Here is a 24668-nt window from a genome sequence, read left to right as displayed (position 1 = left end):
CCGCGGCCGTCAACCCGCCTGCGGCCGTCAACCCACCTGCGGCCGTCAACCCACCTGCGGCCGTCAACCCACCTGCGGCCGTCAACCCACCTGCGGCCGTCAACCCACCTGCGGCCGAGTCATGTTGACATGTTGATGTCGTCAATGTTGATGCACTCAACATGTCAACCCATCCAGTCAACATGTCAATGCGAGGCTTCGTTGTGACGATTCGCGTGCTGCTCGCCGACGACCAGGCGCTGATTCGGGCCGGCTACCGGATGATCCTCGACTCGGAGCCGGACATCGAGATCGTCGGCGAGGCGGTCGACGGGCGTGAGGCGGTCGATCTGGCCCGGTCGCAGCGGGCCGACATCGTGCTCATGGACATCCGGATGCCTGGTGTCGACGGCATCGAGGCGACCCGGCGAATCGCGGCCGACGACGATCTCGCCGGGGTGCGGATCCTGGTGCTCACCACGTTCGAGAATGACGACAACGTCATGCTCGCGCTGCGCGCCGGGGCGAGCGGCTTCCTCGGCAAGGGCGTCGGGCCCGACGAGCTGATCACCGCGGTCCGGGTGGTGGCCTCGGGCGACGCGATGCTCTCGCCCAAGGCGACCCGTGGCCTGCTCAGCCACCTGCGCAGCCAGCCCGAGGCGGCGCCGGCTTCAGTGTCGCTGGACGTGCTGACCGACCGCGAGCGGGAAGTGGTGGTGCTGGTCGCGCACGGCCTGTCCAACGACGACATCGGCGAGCATCTGTTCCTCTCCCCGCTGACGGCGAAGACCCACGTCAACCGGGCGATGACCAAGCTCGGCGTACGCGATCGGGCGCAATTGGTCGTCGTGGCGTACCAGAGCGGCCTGGTCCGCCCCGGCACCGCGCAGTAGGAGCTGAGGGCGGCTACCACGATCGTGGTAGCCGAGCCGACCGCGACGGGACGACGCGGCGGGCCGGGCCTCGAATCAAGACTGACTACGCAGAGTCGTCAACCTTTGATGAGGTCACCGGTGTCTTACCTGTCCCGCGTCAGCCTGGCCAACCGGAAGCTGGTGGCGATCGTCGCCGCGCTGGTGGTCGCGCTGGGCTTCTACGCGACGACGTCGCTCAAGCAGCAGCTGCTGCCGGACCTGTCGTTCCCGGCCGTCACGGTCGCCGCGAGCTATCCGGGCGCGGCGCCCGACGTGGTCGAGGAGCAGGTCACCGTGCCGATTGAGGAAGCGGTGCAGGGCCTCGACGGCATCGAGACCGTCACGTCGACGTCCACGCAGGGCTCGGCGATGGTGCTGCTTTCGTTCGGCTTCGACACCGACATCGACGACGCTTCCGCCGCGGCGTCGCAGGCCATCTCCAAGATCGCCCAGCGACTGCCCACCGGCGTCGACCCGCAGGTGCTCACCGGCAGCACGTCGGACCTGCCCACCATGGTGCTGGCCGCCACCTCCGACGGTGACCAGCGCAAGCTCGCGGCCGCCCTCCAGGCGAAGGTCGTGCCGGCCCTCCAGGCGGTCGACGGCGTCAACGAGGTCTCGATCTCCGGCGCCCGCGACCAGGTCGTGACCGTCACCCCGGACGACGCCGCGCTGGCCAAGGCCGGTCTCACCGCGCAGTCGGTCACCACGGCGCTGAGCTCATTCGGCGGCACGTCGAGCGCCGGCGCGATCACGTCGAGCGGCAAGGACCTGAGCCTGGCGGTCGGTAAGTCAGTCAACTCACTCCAGCAGATCAAGGACCTCTGGCTGTCCCCCGCCGCCGGATCAAGCGCAGCGGGCACGGCAGGCACGGCGAGCGCGGCAGGACCAAGCGCGGGCGCGACAGGTGCGGGGACGGACGCGACCGGCGCGGGCGCGACCGGCGCGGGCGCGACCGGCGCAGGCGCAACAGGCGCAGGCGCAACAGGCGCAGGCGCAACAGGCGCGGGCGCAACAGGCGCGGGCGGGGACGCTGCTGGTGCGGGCGAGGCGGCTCAGCCCGTGCAGCTCGGGGATGTCGCGAGCGTCAAGCTCACCGACGCCGCGCGGACGTCGATCACGCGGACCGACGGCAAGCCCAGCCTGGGCATCTCGGTCACCATGGACCACGACGGCAGCGCCACCTCGGTCTCCGACGGCGTGCGCGACAAGCTTGCCGGCCTGGAGAAGTCTCTCGGCGACAACGCCAAGCTCACGATCGTCTCCGACTCCGGCCCGAGCGTCGCCGAGTCGGTGAACGGGCTGGTCGAGGAGGGCGCGCTCGGCCTGGCCATGGCGATCATCGTGATCGTGCTGTTCCTGCGGTCCGGCCGGTCCACGCTGGTCACCGCCGTGTCGATCCCGCTTTCGCTGCTGGTGGCCCTGATCGTGCTGTGGTCGCGCGGCTACTCGCTCAACATCCTGACCCTGGGCGGGCTCACCATCGCCGTCGGCCGCGTCGTCGACGACTCCATCGTGGTTCTGGAGAACATCAAACGGCATCTCGGGTACGGCGAGCAGCGGCGAACCGCCATCGTCACAGCCGTCCGTGAGGTGGCCTCCGCGGTGACGTCCTCCACGCTCACCACGGTGGCCGTGTTCCTGCCGATCGCACTGGTCAGCGGGCTGGTCGGTGAGCTGTTCGGCTCGTTCGCCATCACCGTGAGCGTCGCCATGCTGGCCTCGCTGCTCGTCTCGCTGACCGTGATCCCGGTGCTCGCCTACTGGTTCCTGCGCACGCCGAAGGACTCGGTCGGGGTGCCGCCCGCCGAGTACCGCGCGAAGGTCGAGGCCGAGGAGAGGCAGGGCCGGCTTCCGCGCATCTACCTGCCGGTCATCCGCTGGGCGGTGCGGCGGCGCAAGACCGTGCTCGCGCTGGCGGTGCTGCTGCTGGTCGGCTCGGTCGGGCTGGCCACCACGCTGAAGACAAGCTTCATCGGGGACTCCGAGTCCACCACCGTCGGCGTCAGCCAGACCCTTCCGCCCGGGAGCGATCTGGCCACCACGGACGCGGCGGCCAAGAAGGTCGAGGAGGCGCTCACCGGCGTCGGCGGGATCGCGTCGTACCAGGTGACGGTCGGGTCTTCGGGCGGGTTCTTCGGCGGATCCAGCGGGGCGAACAGCGTCTCGTACACGATCAATCTCGACGAAGACGTGGACTCGGCGTCGATCGAGGAGACGCTCAAGGGGAAGTTGGGCGCGCTCGGCGGCGCCGGCGAGATCACGGTCGGTGGCAACGGTGGCTTCGGCGGCAGCAGCGCGATCGACGTCTCGGTGCGCGCGGACGACGACGAAGCCCTGGCCGCGGCGACCAAGCAGGTGCAGGACGCGCTCGGCAAGGTCACCGAGGTGACCGACGTGACGAGCGATCTCAGCGAGAGCGCGCCGCAGATCAGCATCGTGGCTCGCGGCGAGGACGCGGCGAGGTACGGGCTCACCGATGCGGCGATCACGTCGGCGCTACGGCAGGCCGTGCAGGGCATGACGGTCGCTCAGGTCACGCTCGGCGGCACCCCGAACGACGTGGTGGTGCGGACCGCGGCGACCGCGCCGACCACGCTCGCGCAGGTCAAGGCCATCCGGATCGGACCGGTGCGGCTCGACCAGGTCGCCACGGTCACCCAGGTCAACGGGCCGGTGCAGCGCACCCGCATCGACGGCGATCGAACGAACACGGTCTCGGCCACGCCGGCCGGCGATGACACGGGTGCGGCCAGTTCGGCCGTGCGGCAGGCACTGACCGACTTGTCGTTGCCGGCCGGCGCCTCGTACGAGATCGGCGGCGTCACGGCCAACCAGAGTGACGCGTTCTCCCAGCTGATCCTCGCGATGCTCGCGGCCGTGGCCCTGGTCTTCCTGGTGCTGGTGGCGGTGTTCCGGAGCATCCGGCAGACGCTGATCCTGCTGGTGTCGATCCCGTTCGCGTTCGTCGGCGCGTTCGCACTGCTGCTGATCACGGGCACGCCGCTCGGGGTGGCCGCGCTGATCGGCATCCTCATGTTGATCGGCGTCGTGGTGACGAACGCGGTCGTGTTGATGGACCTCATCAATCAATACCGCAAGCAGGGCATGCCGGTGGCCGACGCGGTGATCGAGGGCGGCCGGCGGCGGCTGCGCCCGATCCTGATGACGGCGCTCGCCACGATCTTCGCGCTGCTGCCGATGGCGCTGGGGATCACCGGGTCGGGCGGCTTCATCTCGCAGCCGCTGGCGGTCGTGGTGATCGGCGGGCTGGTGTCGTCCACGCTGCTCACGCTGGTGTTGATCCCCGTGCTCTACACGATGGTGGAGACCCGCCGGGAGCGCCGGGCGGCACGCAAGAAGGGCGGCGCGCCTCTGCAGGACGAGACCGCGGTCCTCGAGCCGGTGCCGGTGCCTTGAGTGGCCTCGCAGTGACGGATCGCGGGGATACGCGTTCATACCGCCGGTGGTGTCCCCGCCCACGCGGCGCGCAGCAGATCTCGCACGCCCGGAACGGTCACCGGCCGCGGGTTGGGGAACGTGGCCGACGCCACCTGGCCGGCGATCCGGTCGATGTCATCGGCGGCCATGCCGAGCTCGCGGAGCGATCGGGGCGCGCCGAGCCGGCCCTCCAGCTCCCAGAGCTCGACCGGGGCGATCTCGGTGACACGGTTGTAGGCAAGGACGTGCGGCAACACCACCGTGTGCGTCGAAGAGTGCGGCAGGTTCAGGGTGCCGCCGAGCGCGTGGCACAGCTTGTGGTGCAGGCCCATGGTGGTGGCGCCGAGCACCGCGCCGCACAGCCACGCGCCGTACAAGGCCTCGGCTCGCGCGTCGAGATCGTCCGGATGCTCGACGATCGCGGGCAGGGCGGTGATCAGCGCTCGCACACCGTCACGGGCCATCAGTGAGACGATCGGCGACGCGTCCGGGGCGTACAGGCCCTCGGCGGCATGGGCGATGGCGTTGATGCCGCTGGTCACGGCCAGGCTCACCGGCATGGTCAAGGTCAGGGCAGGGTCGTAGACAACGCTGACCGGGAGCACCTTCGGGTCGCGGCCGGTGCGCTTGACCCCGTTCTCGGTCAGCCCCCAGACCGGCGTCATCTCCGATCCCGCGTACGTCGTGGGCACCGCGACCACCGGCAGGCCGTGCTCCAACGCGACCGCCTTGCCCAGCCCGATCGCCGACCCACCGCCCACCGCGACGCAGCCGTCCGCGCCGAGCTCCGCCGCGACCCGGCGGGCCTTCGCCGCCACCTCGGCCGGCACGTGCATGGTGGCCTCGGGCAGCAGCCCGGCGCACCGGTCGCCGAGAGCCTCGGCAACAGCGACGCCGACCGCTTCTTGCCGGGGCCCGCAGAGCACGAGAACTTTCTCGAGTTTCAAGAAGGAAATCTCACCGGGCAAAGAATCGAGCGAGCCGGCGCCGAACACCACCCGCATCGGCAGGGCTGAGTAGGTGAAGTTCATCGCTGCAGCACGATGTCGAAGGTCAGCGTGCGGAACGGGTTGTCGAGGCCCAGGGACGCGGCGCGCGCGGGGTCGTCGACCGTGGGCACCGAGCGGATCAGGCTCTCCTTGACGCCGAAGACCGCATCGGAGTCGAGGTAGGGGCTGTCGGCGACGAAGACGTGCGTGGTCACCGGCCGGTAGCCGGGCGCCTCGACGATGAAGTGCAGGTGCGCCGGCCGGTAGGGGTGGCGGCCGGTGGCGTTCAGCAGCTGCCCGACCGGGCCGTCGTCCGGGATCGGGTAGTACCGAGGCACCACCGACCGGAACCAGAATCGTCCGTCGCCGTCGGTGCGGAACAGCCCGCGCAGGTTGCCCTGCGGCTGGATGCCGGGCTGCTGCACGTCGTAGAAGCCGTCCTCGTTGGCCTGCCAGACGTCGACCACCGCGCCCGCCAGCGGCTCGCCGCCAGGGCCGGTGACCTGGCCCGACACGAGGCAGGGCGTGCCCTTCTCGTCGAGGGCGATCTGGTCGCCGAGCTCGCGCGGCGGCGACTCGACCATGTGGAAGGGCCCGAGCACCGTCGACTCGGTCGAGCCGCCGCCGGCGCGGTGGTTGATCGTCTCGACCAGCATCGAGATGCCCAGCACGTCGGAGAGGAGGATGAACTCCTGCCGGTTCGCGTCGCTCTTCTGCCCCGTACGCGTCAGGAAGTCGATCGCGGTGGCCCACTCGGCCTCGGTCAGCTCGACGTCCTTCACGAACGCGTGCAGGTGCTGGACGAGCGAGGACAGCACCGTGCGCAGCCGATCGTCGGGCGTGTCGGTGAAACTGGCGGCGACGACCTCGGCGGAACGCTCCTCGGAGAACATGCTCAGACCCTACGTCCGCCGCAGGACCGACACGACCTTCCCCAGCACCACCGCGTTGTCGCCATCGATGTCCTGGTACGCCGGGTTGCGCGGCTCCAGCACCACGTGCCCGCCGCGCCGCCGATAGACCTTCACGGTGGCCTCGTCGTCGATCATCGCGGCCACGATGTCGCCGTTGAACGCCTCGTGCTGCTGCTTGATCACCACGATGTCGCCGTCGCAGATCGCCGCGTCGATCATCGAGTCGCCGCGCACCCGCAGCGCGAAGTGGGCGGCGCCGCGTCCGAGCAGCTCCCGCGGCAGCGACAACACCTCGTCGGAGGTCTGCTCGGCGAGGATCGGCGTGCCGGCCGCGATATCACCGAGCACCGGCACCCCGACGGTTTCCGGCTTCCGCTCCACTTCCTCAAAAGGCTGCAGGAACATGCGTACGTCGATGGGGCGTGTCGCCCGTCCGCGGCGCAGCAGCCCGTGGTCCTCCAGCACGCGCAGGTGCCGGGAGACGGAGGAGGCGGCGAGCCCGACCGCGTCGGCGATCTCGCGGGTCGACGGCGAATAGCCGTGCCGCACGGCCGACTTCTGGATCACGGCGAGGATCTGCCGCTGGCGCTCGGAGAGGACTGACGTGTCGATCACCTGCGAATTCTTCCTGATCATCGACCACGGGTCACGGCGGCGCGCCGCCATTCTTTTACATCGAGGGGCATTGATGTGGATCAGTCACCTGACTTAAATTGCCACCATGGACTACCCCTTCGCGCCACCCACCGCGCTGGATCCGCCCGACGAATGGGAGCGGCTGCGCGCCGAGTGCCCGGTCTCCCGCATCCGCATGGCCAGCGGCGACGAGGCCCTGCTGCTGACCCGCTACGACGACGTGCGCGCGCTGCTCGCCGACCCGCGCTTCACCCACCACCTCACCAAGCCGGACGCCGCCCGGCTGGCCGACTCGGAGTCCGGCGGCGTCTTCAACGAGCAGGGCTTCGACTCCGACATGAGCAGCGGCGAGGGGCATCGCCGCTGGCGCCGGATGATGAGCCGCTCGTTCACCGCCAAGCGGGTCAACGAGCTGCGCCCGCGCATCGAGGAGATCGCGAATCTCCTCATCGACGACATGCGTCCGCCCGCCGACTTGATCAAGGGGCTCGGCTTCCCGCTGCCGGTCTCCGTCATCTGCGAGCTCCTCGGCGTCTCGGCCGAGCACCGCGACCGCTTCTCGCACTGGTCCGACGCGATGCTCAACCTGACCCGCTACAGCCAGGACGAGCTCAACACCGCGGCCGGCGAGTTCCACGCGTTCATGGCCGCGCACGTGCGCGCCAAGCGGGACGATCCCGGAGACGACCTGATCAGCGAGCTCGCCGTCATCATGGACAGCGACGACGGCCGGATGAGCGAGATGGAGCTGATCGCCACCGCGCAGGGCCTGCTGGTGGCCGGGCACGAGACCACGGCCAACATGATCGGCAAGATGGTGGCGATGCTGCTGAGCGACCGGTCGCGCTGGGAGCGGCTGCTCGACGACCGCGGGCTGATCCCGAGCGCGGTCGAGGAGGCGCTGCGCTTCGACGCGAACCCCAACTTCGGCATCCCGCGCTACGTCAGCGAGGAGGTCACGGTCGGCGACGAGACGATTCCGGCCGGCAGCACGGTCATCACCAACATCGGCTCGGCCAACCGGGACTCGTGCACGTTCGCCGACGCCGCCGACATGGTGCTCGACCGCCGGCCCAACCCGCACATCGCGTTCGGCGCCGGCCCGCACTCCTGCCTCGGCCAGGCGCTCGCCCGCGTCGAGCTGCAGACGGTGCTGGCGGTGCTGCTCGACCGTCTGCCCGGCCTGGAGCTGGCGATCTCCCCGGAGGAGTTGCGCCGCCGGGAGGGCCTGATCGTCGGCGGTCTCGAGGAGCTGCCGGTGCGATGGTGACGGCCACGGCGTCCCTTCTGCTGCAGACCGCCGAGAGGCTCTTCGCCGAACGCGGCGTGCACGCCGTCTCGGCCCGCAAGATCGCCGAGGAGGCCGGACAGGGCAGCAACTCGGCGGTCGGCTATCACATCGGCACCAAGGCCGACCTGGTCGCCGCCATCATCCGCGCGCACGCCGTCCCCATGGACAGCACCCGTACGCGGATGCTGGCGCGCGCCGAGCGCTCGCCCTCCGCCCGCGCCTGGATCTCCTGCCTGGTCCTGCCGGTGACCAGGCACCTCGCCGACCTGGGCGTGCCCAGCTGGTACGCCCGCTTCGCCGCCCAGGTCAGCGTGGACCCGATGCTGCGCACGGTCGCGGTCACGGAGGCGACCTCGACGCCGGCCATGCAGCGCACGATGGACGCGATCCTGTCCTGCGTGCCGGGTCCGGCCTCGTCGGCCGCCGTGCGGGCCGGCATGGTCCGGCACCTGATCATCCACAGCTGCGCCGACCGCGAGCAGGACCTCGCCGATGGCAACGCGCCCGCGTCGACGACGTGGCCACGCACTGGCGCCCTGCTGGTCGACACGATCGCCACCCTGCTGGAGGCCCGATGAAGGTGACCGTCGACGAGGACCGGTGCTGCGGCGCCGGCCAGTGCGTGATGCTGGCCCCCGACGTCTTCGACCAGCGCGAGGAGGACGGCGTGGTGGTCCTGCTCGACCCGTCCCCGCCGGGCGAGCTGGCGCCCGACGTGGAGAGCGCCGCCGCGATGTGCCCGGCCGAGGCGATCGAGCTCAGTCGCTGAAGGTCAGGTACAGCAGGGCGACCAGCGCGCCGACCATCAGCAGGATCAGGCCGCCGACGATGAGGGTGGCGGTGGTGCCGCCGCCATCCTTCTCGTACTCGATGCTCTCCTGCTGGCCCTCGGGCTGGTTGCGCTGCTGCACGGCGAATCCTTCCGCTCACGATGGAACGCGCGGAGGTTAGCCATCGGGGTCGGGCCGGAACGAGGCTCGGTTCCGCAGTGCGAAACGCATGACCAGCCGCTGTGGCGCGGCTCCTCTGCGTCAGGCCGGCCGGTGCTGGGCGAGCAGGCTGCGCACGAGGCGGCCGGTGCGGTGCAGCTTCGGGCTCGGATATCGCAGCGCGGCGCCCAGCACCGCGAGAGCGCCCACGACACGGCCGGAGACATGCACGGGTACGGCGGCGCCCGCCATCCCCACGAGGAATTCGCCGGACTGGATCGCGTACCCACGGTCGCGACTCGCCGCCACATCCGCCGCCAGCCGGGCCGGGTCCACGATGGTCGCGGCCGTGCGCGGCGTCAGCCGCAGCTTCGGCACGACGGTGGCCGCGCTCTCGGGCGTCAGCCCCGACAGCACGGCCTTACCGATGCAGCCGCTGGTCAGCGGGTATCGCCGGCCGACCGGCGAGGTCGCGGCGGCCGGCGCCCGCACCGGCTGGCGCTTGCCGATGATCAGCAGCGACAGCGAGTCCCAGTCGACCTCGGCGATCAGCACTGTCTCGCCGGTCATGCGCGACAGCTCGTCGGCCGCCGCGCCGGCCTGGTGCGTGATCGCCGAGCTCTCCGAGACCTGACTGCCCAATTCCAGGAGCCTGACCCCCAGCAGGTACGCCCCATCGGGGTCCTGCCGCAGGAAGCCGCGCCCGATCAGCGTCACCGCGATACGGCGCACGCTGGGCCGCGGCATGCCCACGGCCTCGGCCAGCTCGGAGAGCGTCAGCCGCGGATGGGCCGAGCTGAACGCGCTCAGGATGTCGAGCGCCCGGGCCACCGACCGGACTTCGCCCCGGCGGTCCGGGCCGTCGCCCGGTGCGGTCATGGTTTGCGGCCGACCGCCCCGTACGCGTCGATGTACTCCACCTCGCCCGGCTCCGCACGCCACTCGGTGATCTGGGTGAGACCCGGCTCGACCAGCTCGGTTCCCTCGAAGACGGTGGCCAGTTCCTCCGGGCTGCGCAAGATGTACGGCACGCCGCCCATCTCGGCCAGCCGGTCGGCGCCCGCGACGACATCGGGGCTGGTGTTGGTGCCGTCCCAGAAGACCAGGTGGCTGCCCGGCACGGTGGCGCCCATGACCTTGTCCACGATCGAGCGGATCACGGCGATGTCGGGCTCGTAGCCCATGACGCCCATGAACATGACCCCGATCGGCTGGTCGAAGTCGAGCGTCTCCTGCGCCCTGGTCAGGATCGTCTCGGGGTCGTGGTAGTCCGACAGGACGTATTGCGTCGCGCCCTCGGCGGTGGTGCCGCGCAGCAGCGCGCGGGCGTGCACCAGGACCATCGGGTCGTTGTCCACGTAGACGATCTTGGCGTCCGGGTGGATGCCCTGGGCGACCTCGTGCGTGTTCTGCATCGTGGGCAGGCCGGTGCCGATGTCGAGGAACTGCTTGATGCCGGCCTCGGCGGCGAGGTAGCGCACCACGCGGATGAGGAACTGCCGGGAGTACCGCGCCATCAGCGCGATCTCGGGATAGATCTGGGCCACGGCGTCGCCGGTGGCCCGGTCGGCGGCGAAGTTGTCCTTGCCGCCCATCCAGTAGTTCCACATGCGCGCGGCGTGCGGGATGTCGGGCTGAAGCTGCGAGGACAGATCCTCTTCCGGGGTCGTCATGGCGCCCTTTCTATGTCACCGGCGGTTCGACTTCAAGCGTTTGTCCACCAAGGACTGTCACATGTCGGCAACTGATGATGACCTACGCATTGTAGGGCGTCTGCGCAGCTCAGAACACCTACCTGAGGTAAGCGTTCGCACCCGTACGGTGACACGCGCCACGAACATTTCGTACGTTCCCGAGTTACGCCCCTAGGTCATGACAATGTTCGACACCGTCAGCGGGGACCTGACCGGCACCGCCGGCGGGCGGCCGCCGCTGGTGCTCCTGCACGGCCTGACCTACGACCGCGGCCAGTGGCAACCCCTGCTCCGCGAGCTCGAAACGCTGGATCCGAGCCGCCGGGTACTCAGCATCGACCTGCCCGGCCACGGCGACTCCCCGCGGCGCGACACCTACCGCATCGCCGAGGTAGCCGACGCCGTCCACCGCGCCGTCGAGGCCGCCGGCCTGGACACACCCGTGCTGGTAGGCCACTCGATCGGCGCCGTGATCGCCACCGACTACGCCGCCCGCCACCCCGCCCGGGCCGTCGTCAACATCGACCAGCCGCTGCTGCCCGGCCCGTTCGGCGCCGTGGTCCGCGACGCCGAGCCGACCCTCAAGGGCCCCGAGTGGCGCACGGTCTGGGACAGGCTGCTCGCCGGCCTGCACCCCGAGGCGCTCCCGCCGGAGGCCCGCCCGTTGGCGACCGGCGGCAGCCACCCACGGCCCGACCTGCTGCTCGGCTACTGGGACGAGCTCATCCACGGCACCGACGAGGCAGTCACCGAGGCCCGCACCAGCGATTTGCGCACGATCGACGCCCGGGGCATCGGCTATCACTACATCTCCGCCGAGGACCCGCCGGCCCGCTACCTGGGCTGGCTGCGCACGATGCTCCCCAGCCTCGAGATGACGGTCCTCCCCGGCAGCCACTTTCCGCACTTGGGTTATCCACGCGAGCTCGCCGCGGCCCTTTGAACTTCAGACCTGCCAGCGGGCTGGGCCGCCGGGTTGGGGCTGGTAGCGCAAGCGGTGGCCGGTGTGAATGGCGGCGCTGAGGTGGGCGCCGGCCAGCGGGGCGGCCTCGGCGATGCGGTCGAGGGCCGCGCGGATGGTTCGGGTGGCGTTGACGCGGGCGCGCTCGGCCTCGCCGCTCCGGGCCCGGCCGCGGCCGCCGAGGCCGGTGGCGCGCCGGAGCTCGCCGAGCAGGGCGGTGCGCTCGGTCTGGGCGGTGGCCGAGCGGTCGGCGTCGCCGGCGCGGTCGGCCGCTGCCAGTTCGTCGTCCAGCGCGGCCAGGCGCTTGCGGTACTCCGCCTGCGCTCGCCGGTCCAGCACCGGCTCCTCGGCGGGCGCGAGCAGGCCGGCGCCCTCGGCGACCAGGTCCAGCGCGGCGATCTCCTGGCCCGGCGCGGCCAGGAGTGCCCGCAGGTAGCGCAGGCCGCGAAGGTCGCGCAGGCGGGCATTCTCGCGGCCGGCCTCGAGAATCCAGTCGTCGCCGTCGCGAACGAGCCGCCAAGCAGAATCGACACCCGCACGGACGGCCAAGCCGAGCCGGCCGGCTATCCAGGCAGCATCGGCGCGGTCGTCCGGACTCCCGCGGGCTACCAATGTGGATGCCAGCCAGGGCAGCGCCCCGATCCGACGCTCGAAGGCGATCGCCCGCTCGAAGTGGTCAGTGGTGAGACCCAGAAGGGCGGCCAAGCGGCCCAGCAAGTCGTCGACCGGGCCGGTGATGGTGTTGGCGCCGCCCCAGACGACGAGTCTTCCCTCGTACGGGATGAGGGCCTGATAAAGCTGCCCGGCGGCGGCGATGTCGCCGACCTGGGCGGCCACGAAAGCCAAGTCGGCGGCGGCGCCCGTCCAGCGTGGACCGGAGCCGCGCAGGACGGCGGGGAGCAGGCGGGCCAGTTCCAGCGCGGCCTCGTCGTCGCGGCCCGACGAGGCCAGGGCGCGGGCGGCGGTGGCCTCGAAGAAGTGGCCGGGGAGGCGGCGTGCCAGTTCGCGCAGGGTCGCTATCTGGCCGGCCGATTCGCCGCGCAGCATTGCCAGCTGGCCGTTCAGCGACGCGACCAAGCGGTCCGTGTCGGCCATGGCGGAGCGGGTGCGCACCTCCTCGATCAAGGCGGCGGCCTCGTCGAAGCGGCCCCGGACCGTGGCCAGCATCGCCAGCCGGGCGGTGACGACCACGGCGGAGGAGGCGTCGCCGGCCAGCTCGCCGGCCCGGCCGTAGGCGACCAGCGCGGCCTCGGCGGCCTCCAGGTCGGCCAGCTCGGCCAGGGCGGTGAACCGCCAGAACAGGCCACGCAGCTCGGTCGCGGCGTCGCCGGCGGCGCGGGCCCGGTCGACGATCTCGGAGGCGACCGTCAGGCGCTCCTCGGCGGCGGCCGGGTCCCACAGGGCGTGCAGGCGGTCGTCGAGCACCCGGGCGATCGTGCCGGGGTCGCCGGTGGATCGGGCCAGATCGACGGCCTCGTCCGCCAGAGCGCGGCGGCGCGCGGTGGCGGAAGGGTCGGCCAGCAACTCGCGGGCCAGCCGCGCGAGGACCCGGGCGCGCAGGATCGGGTCGTCGATGGTGACGCCCTCCAGCAGGCGGATCAGGCCGGCGTCGAGCTCGAGGAAGGCAACCCGGGACGGGAGGTCCAGGGCTCGCCGCACCACCGCGTCGGCGTCGGGGGCGGCGAGGGCGAGGGCCGTGGCGGGCTGCCCGCCGGACGCCAGCCAGATCGCGTGGACGGCGTCGGTCGGCAGTCCGCCGAGCAGCTCAGCCAGCTCGGGCTCGGTCAGCGAAGGCATATCGGCCAATACGAAGGACTGCCCGGCCGGTTCAAAGGGCCTTGTGGAAGATGAGGAAGTCACACGGCGTGGCCAGCCGCGACACCAGGTCGGGGTAGTCGTCGGCCAGATCGCCGGTGCCGATCACCTGGTAGCCGAGCCGCGTATACCAGTCGTAGAGGAACTTCTTGACCGGGTGCGTCCACGAATTGGGGTACAGCAACTCCAGCTGCATCGTGGTGAGTCCCTGCTCGCGGGCCCAGCTTTCGCCGTACGCGATAAGGTCTCGGCCCAAGCCGGCGCCGCGCCGCTCAGGGTGAGCCACCAGCATGCCCAATTCGCCCTCGCCGGTGGGCAGGCGCTGCAGCTGCATGGCGCCGACCAGCGTGCCGTCGGGTTCGCGCGCCACCACGAGCCGGCCGGCGGCGATCATCGCGGTGATCTCGGCGGTCGTGACGCGGTCGGTGCCGTCGCGCCACATGCCCTTCTCGGCGTCCGCGTAGACCTCGTTCACGAGATTCGCCACCGAAGCGACAAGCCCGACATCGTACGATAAAGCGTGGCCTATCAATGCTTGCCTGCTTTCATGATGGCGGAGAGGGCCTCTACCGGGGGCGGCGGGACGGGCAACGAAGGACGCTCGGTCGCGCGCAGGCCGTCCAGCATCAGCGCCAGATAGCGGCGCCACAGATCGGGCGTGACCTGCCGGCTCATCTCGAACGCGGGGCCGAGGAAGGCGAAGATCGCGGCGATGTCCTGCGGCGCCGCGTCCGAGCGCACCGCGCCGGCCTGCTGCGCCCGGGTGAAGAGCGCCGTCACCGTGGTGATGATCGAGGGCCAGATGCGCGCCTGCGTCTCGTCGTCGCCGCGGCCGGTCAACGCCTCGTAGAGCCCCCGGTCGCGGGCCTGCCGCTCGGCGTTGCGCTCGAAGAACGTCACCAGCGCGACCCACGGGTCCTCGATCGCCAGGCACTCCCGGGCGTCGACCGCGATCTGCTCGGTGGCGCCCGCCAGGACCTCGGCCGCGAGGGCCTGTTTGTTGGGGAAATGCCGATAGGCCGTGCCGGTGCCGAGGCCGGCGTGCCGGGCGATGTCGTCGAGGGTCGCCCCGAAGCCGCGCTCGGCGAAGACCTCCCGCGCCGCCTCGATCAGACGTTCCCTGTTCCGGGCGGAATCCCTGCGCACGCTCATGACCTGGCCATCGTATCGGGCACCACCTTCCAGTCGATCAGGCTGCGGGCGCAATCGGCGACAGTGTCGGCGGCGGGCCGGGGCTGCCAGCCGAGGACCCGCTTCGCCTTCTCGGTGCTGTGGTGGTTGCGACGGCCCAGCGACGGCGTTATCGACCGCAACTGCGGATCAAAAAGTGCCATCGCCCGTACGAGGAAATCGGGCAGTTGCCGCCGTCGCACGCCCAGCGCCTCGGCCATCTCGGACATCCACATGAACTCGCCGGTCCCGAGGAACCGCTCCCCCGCCGCCTCGGGCGCGACCATGGCCCGGAGGTGAAGGTCGGCGAGGTCGCGCACGTCGACGATCTCGAGGCCGATCCGGGGCGTGCCGGGCATCTTGCCGGTGAGCAGGCGCTCCACGATCCGCACCGAGCCGAGGTTGGCGGTGCTCAGAATCGGTCCGAGGACGGCGCCGGGCAGGATCGTGGTGAGCTCGGTCGGCGCCTCGCAGGCGGCCATGAAGTCCCAGGCGGCGCGCTCGGCGACGGTCTTCGCCCGCCGGTAGGGAATCAGCGTGGGGTCAGCCGGGTCGGTCCAGAGGGTCTCGTCGGTCACGCCCTCCTCCGCGTACGAGGACGGGCTCGCCGCGTTCGCCGCGGACGTCATGACCACGCGCTTGACGCCGGCCTTCGTGGCGGCGCGCAGGACCCGGAGCGTGCCGTCGCGGGCCGGGACGAGACTGTCGGCGCTGAGCGGGGACGCCACGTGCATGACGTAGTCGACGCCCGCGACCGCCTCGTCCCAGCCGTCGTCGGCGGTGAGGTCGGCAACCGCGTACGAGAGCCGGTTGTCCTTGGCTTTGCCGAGGCTGCGAACCGTCGCGCGCACCTCGTACCCGCGCCGCAGCAATTCCTCGATCACCCAGCCGGCGACGTATCCGGTGCCGCCCGTGACCAGAACCTTCATGATCTTCCTCGCTTAATCGGAGATGCGGTCTCCGCTTAAGCATAAACGGAGACCGCATCTCCGCAACCCCCTCCTAAGAGAAGAAAATTTCGTTAGGTTAGCCTCACCTCATGACCACCCTCACCGGCGCCGGGCTGACGCTCGGCTATGACGGCCGGACCGTCGTGCACGGCGCCGGCATCGAGCTGCGCGCCGGCGCCGTCGTGGCGCTGATCGGCCCCAACGGCTCCGGCAAGTCGACGCTGCTGCGCTCGCTGGCCCGCCTGCACCACGCCAAGGCCGGCACGGTCACGCTCGACGGCGAGGACGCGCTCGCGTTGCGCCCCAAGGACTTCGCGCGCCGGGTCACCCTGCTGACCCAATCAAGGCCAACCCCCGGCGGCGTACGCGTCCGGGACGTCGTCGCCTACGGACGGCACCCCTACCGCGGCCGCTTCGGCGCCGGCGACCCCGACGGCCCGGCGGTCGTCGACCGCGCGATGCGGCAGACCGGCGTCGACGGCATGGCCGACCGCGCCGTCGACGAGCTCTCCGGCGGCGAGCTCCAGCGGGTCTGGCTCGCCACGTGCCTCGCCCAGGACACCGGCGTCGTGCTGCTCGACGAGCCCACCACGTTCCTCGACCTGCGCTACCAGATCGAGACCCTCGACATCGTGCGCGACCTCGCCGACGAGCACGGCGTCGCGGTCGGCGTGGTCCTGCACGACCTCGACCAGGCCGCCGCGGTCGCCGACGAGCTCGTTCTCCTGCACCACGGCGAGGTCCGGGCCACCGGCAAGCCCGCCGAGGTGCTCACCGCTTCCCTGCTCACCGAGATCTACGGCCTGCGCATCGACGTCGACGTCGACGAGGACGGGCACGTCCGCACGAAGCCGCTCGGCCGGCACAACAGAAAGGTCCCCCTGTGAAGATCCGCGCCTTCGCCACCACGGCGGCCGCGCTCACCGCCTTGCTCGTCGCCGCCTGCGGCACCACCGAGGACCCGGTCGACGCCGCGGCCCCCGCGTCGTCGGCGCCCTCGGGCCCGGTCGACCTCACCGACGAGCGCGGCGCCGTGCACCTCGACGCACCCGCCCGGAACGTGGTCTCGCTCGAGTGGGGCCTCACCGAGAACCTGGTGGCCCTCGGCGTGAAGCCGGCCGGCCAGGCGGACGTCAAGGGCTACAACGTCTGGGACACCTCCGCCCCGATCGACGCGAGCACCCCCGACGTCGGCCAGCGCGGCGAGCCCAGCCTCGACTCGATCGTCGCGCTCGACCCCGACCTGGTCGTCACCACCACCGACCTGCAGGAGACGGTGATCGCCCAGCTCGCCAAGAAGGTGCCGGTGCTCACGCTGCGCGGCTCCGACGGCAGCGACCCGATCGGCTACATGCGCCGGACCGTGACCACGCTCGCGAAGGCCACCGGCACCGAGGCGCAGGGCGCCAAACTGCTCGCCGACTACGACGCCAAGGTCGCCTCGGCCAAGGACGCGCTCACCAAAGCCGGCAAGACAGGCGCGCCGTTCGTCATGACCGACGGCTGGGTCGACTCCGGCACCGTCTCGCTGCGCATGTACACGCCGGGCTCGTTCTTCGGCGCCATCGGCGCTTCGCTCGGCCTGCAGAGCCAGTGGACGACGGGCGGCGACAAGGACTACGGCCTCGCGCAGACCGACGTCGAGGGTCTCACCAAGATCAAGGACGCGAACACCACGTACGTCTACGTCGCGAACAAGTCCGACGGCGGTGACTTCACCGACTCCCTGAAGAACAACGCGGTCTGGAAGCAGCTGCCGTTCGTGCAGGGCCAGAAGGTCAAGCGCATCCCCGACGGCATCTGGATGTTCGGCGGGCCGCTCTCCGCGTCGAAGTTCATCGACGCCCTCGTCACCGCGGTCTCCTGAGATGACGAGCACGACCGCCGCCTCGCCTCCGGCATCGGTCCAGCCTGACGTGATTGTCGCGCCGCCGGCACGAGGGCGTCCGCACACGTACGGGATCATCGCGCTCTTCGCGGGCGCGGTCGTGCTCCTCCTCCTGTTGTCCGTGGTGCACCTCACCCAGGGCACGGCTCACCTGCAGACGGGCGAGCTGCTGCGCGCCCTCTGGCCCTGGGCCCACGACGACGGCGAACGCGCCCAGGCGGTCGCCGTCCTGGTCGCCAGCCGGCTGCCCCGGCTGGCGGCCGCCTTACTCGTCGGCCTCGCGGTCGGCGTCTCCGGCGGCGTGCTGCAATCCGTGGCCCGCAACTCGCTGGCCTCCCCCGACACGCTCGCGGTCAACGCCGGCGCGTACGTGTCGGTGGTGGCGGTCGCGGCTTTCGGCGTCTCGCTGCCGTTCTTCCTCAACGGCCTGACCGCCTTCATCGGCGGCCTCCTGGCCGCCGGCCTCGTGCTGCTCGTCGCCCGCGGCGGCGCCGCCGGACCGACCCGCCTGATCCTGGCCGGCTCGGCCGTGGCGCTCGCCCTCAACGCGCTCACCACGGTCCTGCTCATGCTGTACGCGCAGAACACGATCGGCCTGTTCGCGTGGGGCTCCGGCACCACCGTCCAGTCCGGATCGGAGCAGGTCGTCCGGGCCGCTCCCCTGGTCGGCCTGGGCATCGTCGCCGTACTCCTGCTCGCGCACCGCCTGGACGTGCTGGCCCTCGGCGACGACCCGGCCCGCGTCCTCGGCGTCGACGTGCGGCGCACCCGCGTCCTCTCGGTCGTGGTAGCCGTCCTGCTCGCCGCCACCGCCGTCACGGTCGCCGGCCCGATCGGCTTCGTCGGCCTGTGCGCCCCCGTCATCGCCCGGCTCATCGCCCGCCGCGTACCCGGCCTCGGCGCCCACCTCCTGCTGCTTCCCTTCGCCGGCCTGGCCGGCGCTCTCATCGTCGTCCTGGCCGACGTGCTCCTGCGCGCCGCGCTCCCGGCCGACGTCGCCATCTCGGTGCCCACCGGCGTGGTCACCTCCCTGGCCGGCGCCACCGTCCTGGTCTGGCTGGCCCGCCGCCTCCGCGACGGCGGCCCCGCCGCGGCTCCCGCCCGCGGCGCCCACGGCTCGGTCCACTCCCGGGCCTGGGTGGTCACGGTCGGCGTCATCCTCGTGGTCGCGCTGGTGGCCGCCTTCATCGCCGCGCTGCTGCTGGGCGACCGCATGGTCCTGCTGGGCGACGTCGCCAACTGGCTGCGCGGCGCGGCCGGCCGCAACGTCGGCTTCGTCCTCGACCAGCGCTGGCCGCGCGTCCTGGCCGCCCTGCTCGGCGGCGCCGCCCTGGCCCTGGCCGGCGCGGTCGTCCAGGCCGTCTGCCGCAACCCGCTCGCCGAGCCGAGCCTGCTGGGCGTCACGCCCGGCGCCTCGGTGGGCGCGATCACGGTGGTGCTGCTCCTGCCCGGCCTGGGCGTCTGGCCGGTCATGGCGGCCGCGACCGCCGCGGCGCTGGGCACCTTCGCCCTGGTCTACTGGCTGGCCGCCGGTCGGGGGCCGGCCTCCGACCGGATCGTGCTGGTCGGTGTCGGCATCAGCGCCGCCGCCACCGCCACCACCACGCTGGTCGTCGTGGTGGTCTCGCCGTGGAACACCGGGACCGCGCTCACCTGGCTGGCCGGCTCCACCTACGGCCGCACGACCGGGCAGGTCGTACCGGTCGCGCTGGCCCTGGTGGCCTTCCTGCCGCTGGTGCTGGCCGGCAGTCGCACCCTCGACCTGATCTCCCTCGACGAGGACGTGCCCCGGGTGCTGGGGGTGCCGCTGAGCCGCGCCCGCCTCGGCTTTCTCGCTGTGGCGGCGGTGCTGACCGCGGCGGCGGCGTGCGCGGTCGGGGCGCTGGCCTTCGTCGGGCTGGTCGCCCCGCACGCGGCGCGGGCCCTGGTCGGCGCCAGGCACGCCCGGTCGGTGCCGGTCGCGGTGGCGCTGGGGGCGGTGCTGGTCAGCGTCGCGGATACGCTCGGGCGCACGGTCCTCGCGCCGACCCAGCTGGCCGCCGGGCTCGTCACGGCGCTGATCGGGGCTCCCTACTTCGTTTGGTTGCTCTGGCGCAGCCGCGCCGCCTGACCCGCGACATCGTTCGCACCGGGTGTCCGTGATTTGGCTGCCGCGGCGCCGACGGCGTTGGACGGTAGGTCCAATGTCTCCCACGCTGAACCGATTCGTGGTGGCGCTGGCGCTGATCGCGGCGGCGGTCGGGGCGCCTCCGGCGATGGCACACGCCCCCTTGGTCACCGCCACCCCGGATCAGTACTCCGGCTTGCCCGGCCTGGAGCTTGGCGTCACGTTCGAGCACCTGAGGAGTTCGAAGCTCGTCGTCGAGACCTGCAGCTTCTCCCTGGACGACTCGGGGAAGCCTGTCGACTGTGAGCACTTGGCCGCCGTCCGGGCGACCATGAAAATGCCGAAGGACCTGCCCGCCGGCCCGCACCGGGTGCAGTGGAGTGTCGACTACCACATCGATCCGGTGGTCCAAATCAGCCGGATATCCAAGCTGTCATCCGATAAGGGCGAATTCACCTTCGACGTCGTCAAGGCGGAGTTCGATGTCGTTGTGGAACCGCCGGCGTCTACTCCCGGGCAACTCGTCGGCCTGAGATTCACCAGCCGGTCGGACGGCGTGACCATCAAGGGCTGCCGGGTGGAATCCTTCAAGTGCGACCGGACCTGGACGGCGTGGGTACCCGCCCCGGACGTCACGTCGGCCGTGCGATGGTTCGTCGATTACACCGGCGGGCCCGGAACGGACGACACGGCGACCGGGCAGACCGTGATCAATGTCGTTCCCTGGCCCGCGCCGGAGTTCCAGGTGAGCGTCGCCGGATCGCCCCGCGTGCAGCCGGGCACGCCGGTGATGGTGAAGTTCGAAAGCCTGACCACCGGGGTGAAGATCACCACGTGCGGCGTGACCTACCACCGCCGTCATCTGGGCTGCGCCTCCGGCCTGGCGGTGGTGCCGATCCCGGGCGATGCCGACGAGGGCCGGGTCGACCTGGCTTGGGATCTGTCCTACGAGAGCCCCCGTCGCGGCGAGCAGGCCGATCGGCGGACCGGCTCGGTCACGGTCACCGTCGTGGTCGAGGCGCCGGACTTCGCGGCGACGGTCCAGCCGCCGGCGGCCCGGCCCGGCGAGACGGTCACGCTGGCGTTCACCTCGCTGGTCCCGGGCATGACGATCGCGGACTGCATCGTGTTCTTCCCGCACGCGCGCGGCGACACGTGCCAGCGATCGCCGCGGCGGTGGTTCGTCCGCACCAAGGTGCCCGAGAACGCGCCGCCGGGCGCGACGCTGCTGCGCTGGGCGGTCGCGTCCACCGGCGCCGGCGGGCGGCCGGGGGCGGACGACGACGTGATCCCGTATACCGTGCTGCCGCGGCCGGCGCCCAGCAAGCCGGCCACGGAAAAGCCCGCCACGGGGAAGCCGCCGACGGGGAAGCCGGCCACCGGAACGACTCCGGATGCGGGCCGGGCCGGAAGCACTAGCACTGCCACCGGCAGCGGCACCGGCAGCGGCACCGGCAGCGGCACCGGCACCGGCAGCGGCAGCGGCAGCGGCACCGGCACCGGCACCGAGCAGGTGGCCGCCGCCCCCGGGCCGCCGCCGGACTTCGTGGCCGAGACGACGCCGGAGTCCGCCCTGCCCGGCGCCCGCGTGACGGTCGTGCTCTCCCCACTCGACCCGGACGTGCGGATCCTCGGCTGCGCCGCCGCGTTCGCGGGCGGCGGTGACCGGGCCTGTCATCAAGCCGGCGGCCGCTGGTCGGCCACGGTCACCGTCCCGGCCGGTGCGGCCGGCGGCGAGCCGCTGCCCCTGGATTGGCGGGTCAGCTTCGCCGGCGCCGGGCGCCGCCGGGACTCCGACAACGGCACGATCGCCTACCTGGTGCGGGGCGCCGCCGCCGAACCACCGGCGTTCGAGGTCGTCGCCCAGCCGGCCGCCGCCGGGGCCGGCAAGCAAGTGGCCGTGTCGCACCACCCCATCGACGCCGGCGTGGCCATCACCGGGTGCCGCGCCGGATTCGCCGAGAACGCACTCTCCACCTGCCACAAGTCGCCGGAAGGCTGGGTCGCCGACGTCGAGGTGCCGCCGGCCACGTCCCCGGGACCGAACCGGCTCTACTGGACGATCGCCTACACCAGCCTCGGCGGGACCGCAGGCACCGCCGACGGACTCTCGTCGTTCCGCGTGCTGCCCGAGGACAAGAAGAACCCCGTGCGGGGCATCCTGTGGCGGGTCGCGCTCGGCGGCGCGCTGCTGGTCGGGCTGCTCGCCGTCCGCGCCATCCGCAAGCCGATCCTCGACCGCGTCCGCCGCCGCTCCGCCGCCAGCGCCGCTTCCGCTGTCCCCGCCGCCGCTGTCCCCGCCGCCGCTGTCCCCGCCGCCGCTGTCCCCGCCGCCGTCGGCACAGCTGCCGTCGCCGTCGGCACTGCCGGTCGCCGCCCCGCCGCCGCTGACACCGCCGGTCACCGCACCGCCGACGGGTCGGACGACGATGATCGCCGGGTGCCGGACTCGGTGCATGTCGTCCCGGTGCTCGAGCCCGAGCGGATGTCCGTGCTGGTGGACCACCCGGACGCCCCACCCGCCCAGGACATCCGGGTCGAGATCCGCCGCCCCCGCCTCGCTCCGCACGTCCCGGAGGAGTTCTCATGACCGTTGCTACCGCACCGGCGGTGCCGATCCGCGCGGTGTTCTTCGACAATTCCGACGCGACGGCCGGCGCGCTGACCGACGCCCTGCGCAACGCCGACTCGGCCGGCGAGATCCGCGACGGGCTGGGCCGGATGGCCGACCTCGCCAAGGACGCCGTCGTCGACCACGTGGGCAGCGTGGCCGGCGAGATCCTGGAGATGGACGTCGTCGCGGTCTTCGACCGCGCCTGGTCGAAATACGCGGCGCTGGTCCGGGCGGCCGAGGAGACCGCGGGCGATCCGGACACGGTACGGCTGATCGAGCTGCTCAACCACGAGGTGTCGATCGACTACGAGCCGCGCGTCGAGCTGTATCTGCACAGTCGCCGGATAGCAACGGTCGTCGTGCGGCTCGAGCTGGACATCACCATGCGCGGAGTCCTCGTCGAGATCCGGGACGGCTGTGTCGCCGGGATCAGCGCCGGCGACTGCGTGGTCGCCGGCGCCCTGACCATCGCCGGCCAGCCGGTGACCAGCCGGCAGGTCATTCTCGACCTGCCGCGCACCTTCGCCTTCGCCAAGCCGATCCGCCTGGCCGGCGAGAGCACGAGCCCGTAACGCGCTCAGGCCGGCGAGAGCACGGCCTCGTAGCGCGCTCAGGCCGGTGGCGGCTCGGCGATCCGCGCCATCTCGCGGATGGCGAGCGCCGCCCGCACCAGCGGATTGTCGGCGAGGTCGCCGATGGTCTCGATGCCGAACGCCGCCTTCAGCCCCTCGGCCTCGGCCTCCGACACCCCGGCGAACGCCGACACCGGCGCGCCGACGAGGTCCAGGATGTCGATCGTCTGGAATTCCGGGTCGAGCACCGCGTCGAGGTTCACGGAAACGGCCACTGCGTCCTCCTCATCGGGCGGGAATGCCGAACAAGGCCGATGCTGTCACAGCATGCGATCGTCTGACTACTGTAGATGGACGACTCAGCAACCGCCGCCGGTCAGGCTTCCCTTCGCCAGCGTCACGTCCTTGCCGGTCAGGTGGATCCGCAACGCGTCGGGCAGCACCTCGACCCGGTCGTATGCCAGGTTCGCCGGCAGCTTCTGCAGCGGGAACGTCGTCTGCTGCGGCGTCACCTCGGCCAGCACGTTCGCGGCCGGGAAGCGCACTCCGAACATCTCGATCTCCTTCGGCGAGATGTCGAGCGTGGCGCCGCGGATCTGCGGGCGGCCGTGCAGCGAGATCGGCGTCGCGTCGCCCGAGCCGCCCTTCTGGGTGGCGGTCAGGAAACCGTCCTCGGCGCCGAAGACGGTCGGATGGTCGCCGGGCGGCTGGGAAAGTGCGGAGAACGGCTTGACCGTCACGCCGCCGATCGTCAGCCGGATACCCCCGGAATCCACTGATACGGAGCGGTAGGTGACTCCGGCGGGTAGTGCGGGCAGCGTACGGGAAAGGTCTTTGGAATTGATCTGGGACAGCACCAATTTGGCGATCGGATCGTTTGTCGCGTGATCCCCGCCCAGGATGTGGACTTTGCTTGGGGTCAGGGTGAGCGTCGCTCCGGAAAGGACGGGCGTGGTGAAAATCGTGAGCGGCACGCCGATCGCTGACGTGTTGATGCCGAGCAGGCCGCCCGTTGCCGCATAGGTGACCGCACGGCCGCCGACCTGCGTCGGCAAGGACGCGAGCGGCGTCGTGGAAACGCCGGCGAGAGCGACGTGCAGGCCGTCTCGGCGAGGATCTATCGACTTGTACGCCACGCCGTCCGGTAGATGCGGCAGGCGTTCGGTGCGCACTCCCCCGGTCAGATCGCCCACCTGGGCGGCCGGGATGGTCTGGCCGAAAATACGCAGGCTCTGCGGCGTCGATCGGACCGTCTCGCCCCGCAGGCTCATTTTGAGGAACAGTTTCGCCCGGACGTTCTCGGCGGCCTCGGCCGGCATGACCACGTCGACGGTGAGCCCGCCGTCCTCGGCACGGCGGAATTGCGGCATGGTGGCGCCGGGCGCGGCCGGAAGGTTCTTGAAAGCGGCCGTGATGGTGGCTTCCATGCTCGCCACGTGGGTGCTGTTGTCGGCGGGCTGCGAAACTTTTCGCATCGTGGCCACGAAATTGGCGTGCGCGACGCCGCTGAGGGTGGCGTCGGGCACGGCGATGCGCAGCTCGTCGAGGGTCCCGTGCAGCACCTGCGGCACGAGCGGCCCGCCGGCGACGGTGACTCGCGGCGGTTGCGCGAGCGCGCCGGGGCAGGCGACCTGGCTGCTCACCCGGTCGATGACCTGGTTGCTGAGGTAGCTGTCGACCAGCGGCAGCGGCACGGCCAGCGACAGCATGCCGGCGGCGAGCACCAGCACGACGACGCTGACCGTCACGGCGATCCATCTCTTCCGGAACCGGCGGACATGGCGCATGCCTTTGTTTACGAAGA

Annotated in this window: 23 protein-coding genes; 11 read left to right on the top strand and 12 right to left on the bottom strand. The window is 71.5% G+C overall.

Annotation, left to right across the window (positions count from 1 at the left end):
- The first annotated feature begins 203 nt into the window (after positions 1 to 203).
- Entirely contained in the window at positions 204 to 872 is a 669-nt protein-coding gene (locus tag ACQPZX_RS17830) for a response regulator (RefSeq protein ID WP_433381848.1), read from the top strand.
- 120 nt (positions 873 to 992) lie between these two features.
- The gene (locus ACQPZX_RS17825; RefSeq protein WP_433381845.1) at positions 993 to 4313 is read left to right on the top strand and encodes an efflux RND transporter permease subunit; all 3321 of its coding nucleotides are present in this window, start codon (positions 993 to 995) and stop codon (positions 4311 to 4313) included.
- A 35-nt stretch (positions 4314 to 4348) separates the two neighbouring features.
- Here ACQPZX_RS17825 and ACQPZX_RS17820 read toward each other — a convergent pair whose 3' ends face one another.
- The 3 genes from ACQPZX_RS17820 to lexA are packed head-to-tail and all read right to left on the bottom strand — an operon-like array spanning position 4349 to position 6873.
- Complete coding sequence (locus ACQPZX_RS17820; RefSeq protein WP_433381842.1) at positions 4349 to 5365, bottom strand: maleylacetate reductase; 1017 nt, start codon at positions 5363 to 5365, stop codon at positions 4349 to 4351.
- The gene (locus ACQPZX_RS17815) at positions 5362 to 6216 is read right to left on the bottom strand and encodes an intradiol ring-cleavage dioxygenase (RefSeq protein ID WP_433381840.1); all 855 of its coding nucleotides are present in this window, start codon (positions 6214 to 6216) and stop codon (positions 5362 to 5364) included. The genes ACQPZX_RS17820 and ACQPZX_RS17815 overlap by 4 nt, the downstream gene beginning before the upstream one ends.
- A 9-nt stretch (positions 6217 to 6225) precedes the next feature.
- Positions 6226 to 6873 (bottom strand): transcriptional repressor LexA, encoded by a 648-nt coding sequence (gene lexA, locus ACQPZX_RS17810; protein WP_433381837.1) that lies wholly within the window; start codon positions 6871 to 6873, stop codon positions 6226 to 6228.
- A gap of 85 nt (positions 6874 to 6958) precedes the next feature.
- On the opposite strand from lexA, the gene ACQPZX_RS17805 reads away from it, so the two are divergent.
- The 3 genes from ACQPZX_RS17805 to ACQPZX_RS17795 are packed head-to-tail and all read left to right on the top strand — an operon-like array spanning position 6959 to position 8933.
- A complete protein-coding gene (locus ACQPZX_RS17805) occupies positions 6959 to 8143 on the top strand; it encodes a cytochrome P450 (protein WP_433381834.1) in 1185 nt (394 codons plus the stop codon).
- Positions 8137 to 8742 carry a helix-turn-helix domain-containing protein gene (locus ACQPZX_RS17800; protein ID WP_433381832.1) on the top strand — a complete coding sequence of 202 codons (606 nt, stop codon included), beginning with the start codon at positions 8137 to 8139 and terminating at the stop codon, positions 8740 to 8742. The genes ACQPZX_RS17805 and ACQPZX_RS17800 overlap by 7 nt, the downstream gene beginning before the upstream one ends.
- A complete protein-coding gene (locus ACQPZX_RS17795; RefSeq protein WP_433381829.1) occupies positions 8739 to 8933 on the top strand; it encodes a ferredoxin in 195 nt (64 codons plus the stop codon). Before ACQPZX_RS17800 ends, ACQPZX_RS17795 begins: the two co-directional genes overlap by 4 nt.
- On the opposite strand, the gene ACQPZX_RS17790 is transcribed toward ACQPZX_RS17795, so the two are convergent.
- The 3 genes from ACQPZX_RS17790 to ACQPZX_RS17780 form a co-directional block, all read right to left on the bottom strand.
- Positions 8923 to 9075: a hypothetical protein gene (locus ACQPZX_RS17790; RefSeq protein WP_433381826.1), complete on the bottom strand. Its 153-nt coding sequence runs from the start codon at positions 9073 to 9075 to the stop codon at positions 8923 to 8925. The genes ACQPZX_RS17795 and ACQPZX_RS17790 overlap by 11 nt on opposite strands.
- Positions 9076 to 9195: 120 nt before the next feature.
- Complete coding sequence (locus ACQPZX_RS17785; protein ID WP_433381823.1) at positions 9196 to 9972, bottom strand: IclR family transcriptional regulator; 777 nt, start codon at positions 9970 to 9972, stop codon at positions 9196 to 9198.
- Positions 9969 to 10766, bottom strand: a complete 798-nt coding sequence (locus ACQPZX_RS17780; RefSeq protein WP_433381820.1) for an SAM-dependent methyltransferase — start codon at positions 10764 to 10766, stop codon at positions 9969 to 9971. The genes ACQPZX_RS17785 and ACQPZX_RS17780 overlap by 4 nt, the downstream gene beginning before the upstream one ends.
- A gap of 199 nt (positions 10767 to 10965) precedes the next feature.
- Here ACQPZX_RS17780 and ACQPZX_RS17775 point away from each other — a divergent pair, with 199 nt between their 5' ends.
- Positions 10966 to 11730, top strand: coding sequence for an alpha/beta fold hydrolase (locus ACQPZX_RS17775; RefSeq protein ID WP_433381817.1), 765 nt, complete (start codon positions 10966 to 10968; stop codon positions 11728 to 11730).
- Between the two features lie 3 nt (positions 11731 to 11733).
- On the opposite strand, the gene ACQPZX_RS17770 is transcribed toward ACQPZX_RS17775, so the two are convergent.
- The 4 genes from ACQPZX_RS17770 to ACQPZX_RS17755 are packed head-to-tail and all read right to left on the bottom strand — an operon-like array spanning position 11734 to position 15662.
- Positions 11734 to 13545, bottom strand: a complete 1812-nt coding sequence (locus tag ACQPZX_RS17770; protein WP_433381814.1) for a hypothetical protein — start codon at positions 13543 to 13545, stop codon at positions 11734 to 11736.
- Positions 13546 to 13576: 31 nt separating this feature from the next.
- The gene (locus ACQPZX_RS17765; RefSeq protein ID WP_433381811.1) at positions 13577 to 14050 is read right to left on the bottom strand and encodes a GNAT family N-acetyltransferase; all 474 of its coding nucleotides are present in this window, start codon (positions 14048 to 14050) and stop codon (positions 13577 to 13579) included.
- 41 nt (positions 14051 to 14091) lie between these two features.
- Positions 14092 to 14715, bottom strand: a complete 624-nt coding sequence (locus ACQPZX_RS17760) for a TetR/AcrR family transcriptional regulator (protein ID WP_433381809.1) — start codon at positions 14713 to 14715, stop codon at positions 14092 to 14094.
- Entirely contained in the window at positions 14712 to 15662 is a 951-nt protein-coding gene (locus ACQPZX_RS17755; protein WP_433381806.1) for an NAD-dependent epimerase/dehydratase family protein, read from the bottom strand. Before ACQPZX_RS17755 ends, ACQPZX_RS17760 begins: the two co-directional genes overlap by 4 nt.
- Positions 15663 to 15772: 110 nt before the next feature.
- On the opposite strand from ACQPZX_RS17755, the gene ACQPZX_RS17750 reads away from it, so the two are divergent.
- The 5 genes from ACQPZX_RS17750 (at position 15773) to ACQPZX_RS17730 (ending at position 22864) form a co-directional block, all read left to right on the top strand.
- On the top strand, positions 15773 to 16570 hold the full coding sequence (locus tag ACQPZX_RS17750) for an ABC transporter ATP-binding protein (protein WP_433381804.1): 798 nt from the start codon (positions 15773 to 15775) through the stop codon (positions 16568 to 16570).
- On the top strand, positions 16567 to 17550 hold the full coding sequence (locus ACQPZX_RS17745; protein WP_433381801.1) for an ABC transporter substrate-binding protein: 984 nt from the start codon (positions 16567 to 16569) through the stop codon (positions 17548 to 17550). Before ACQPZX_RS17750 ends, ACQPZX_RS17745 begins: the two co-directional genes overlap by 4 nt.
- 1 nt (position 17551) lies before the next feature.
- The gene (locus ACQPZX_RS17740) at positions 17552 to 19681 is read left to right on the top strand and encodes an iron ABC transporter permease (RefSeq protein ID WP_433381798.1); all 2130 of its coding nucleotides are present in this window, start codon (positions 17552 to 17554) and stop codon (positions 19679 to 19681) included.
- Between the two features lie 73 nt (positions 19682 to 19754).
- Entirely contained in the window at positions 19755 to 22268 is a 2514-nt protein-coding gene (locus ACQPZX_RS17735; protein WP_433381795.1) for a hypothetical protein, read from the top strand.
- Entirely contained in the window at positions 22265 to 22864 is a 600-nt protein-coding gene (locus ACQPZX_RS17730; RefSeq protein ID WP_433381792.1) for a hypothetical protein, read from the top strand. The genes ACQPZX_RS17735 and ACQPZX_RS17730 overlap by 4 nt, the downstream gene beginning before the upstream one ends.
- Positions 22865 to 22902: 38 nt before the next feature.
- Here ACQPZX_RS17730 and ACQPZX_RS17725 read toward each other — a convergent pair whose 3' ends face one another.
- Both ACQPZX_RS17725 and ACQPZX_RS17720 read right to left on the bottom strand, forming a co-directional pair.
- The gene (locus tag ACQPZX_RS17725; protein WP_433381790.1) at positions 22903 to 23139 is read right to left on the bottom strand and encodes a hypothetical protein; all 237 of its coding nucleotides are present in this window, start codon (positions 23137 to 23139) and stop codon (positions 22903 to 22905) included.
- Between the two features lie 84 nt (positions 23140 to 23223).
- Positions 23224 to 24612 carry an LmeA family phospholipid-binding protein gene (locus tag ACQPZX_RS17720; protein ID WP_433381787.1) on the bottom strand — a complete coding sequence of 463 codons (1389 nt, stop codon included), beginning with the start codon at positions 24610 to 24612 and terminating at the stop codon, positions 23224 to 23226.
- Positions 24613 to 24668: the final 56 nt, after the last annotated feature.

Source organism: Actinoplanes sp. CA-142083 (genome assembly GCF_050942195.1).
Lineage (GTDB): Bacteria > Actinomycetota > Actinomycetes > Mycobacteriales > Micromonosporaceae > Actinoplanes.
Note: the sequence above shows the minus strand (reverse complement) of the source record. Positions and strands in the feature narration are given on the sequence as shown.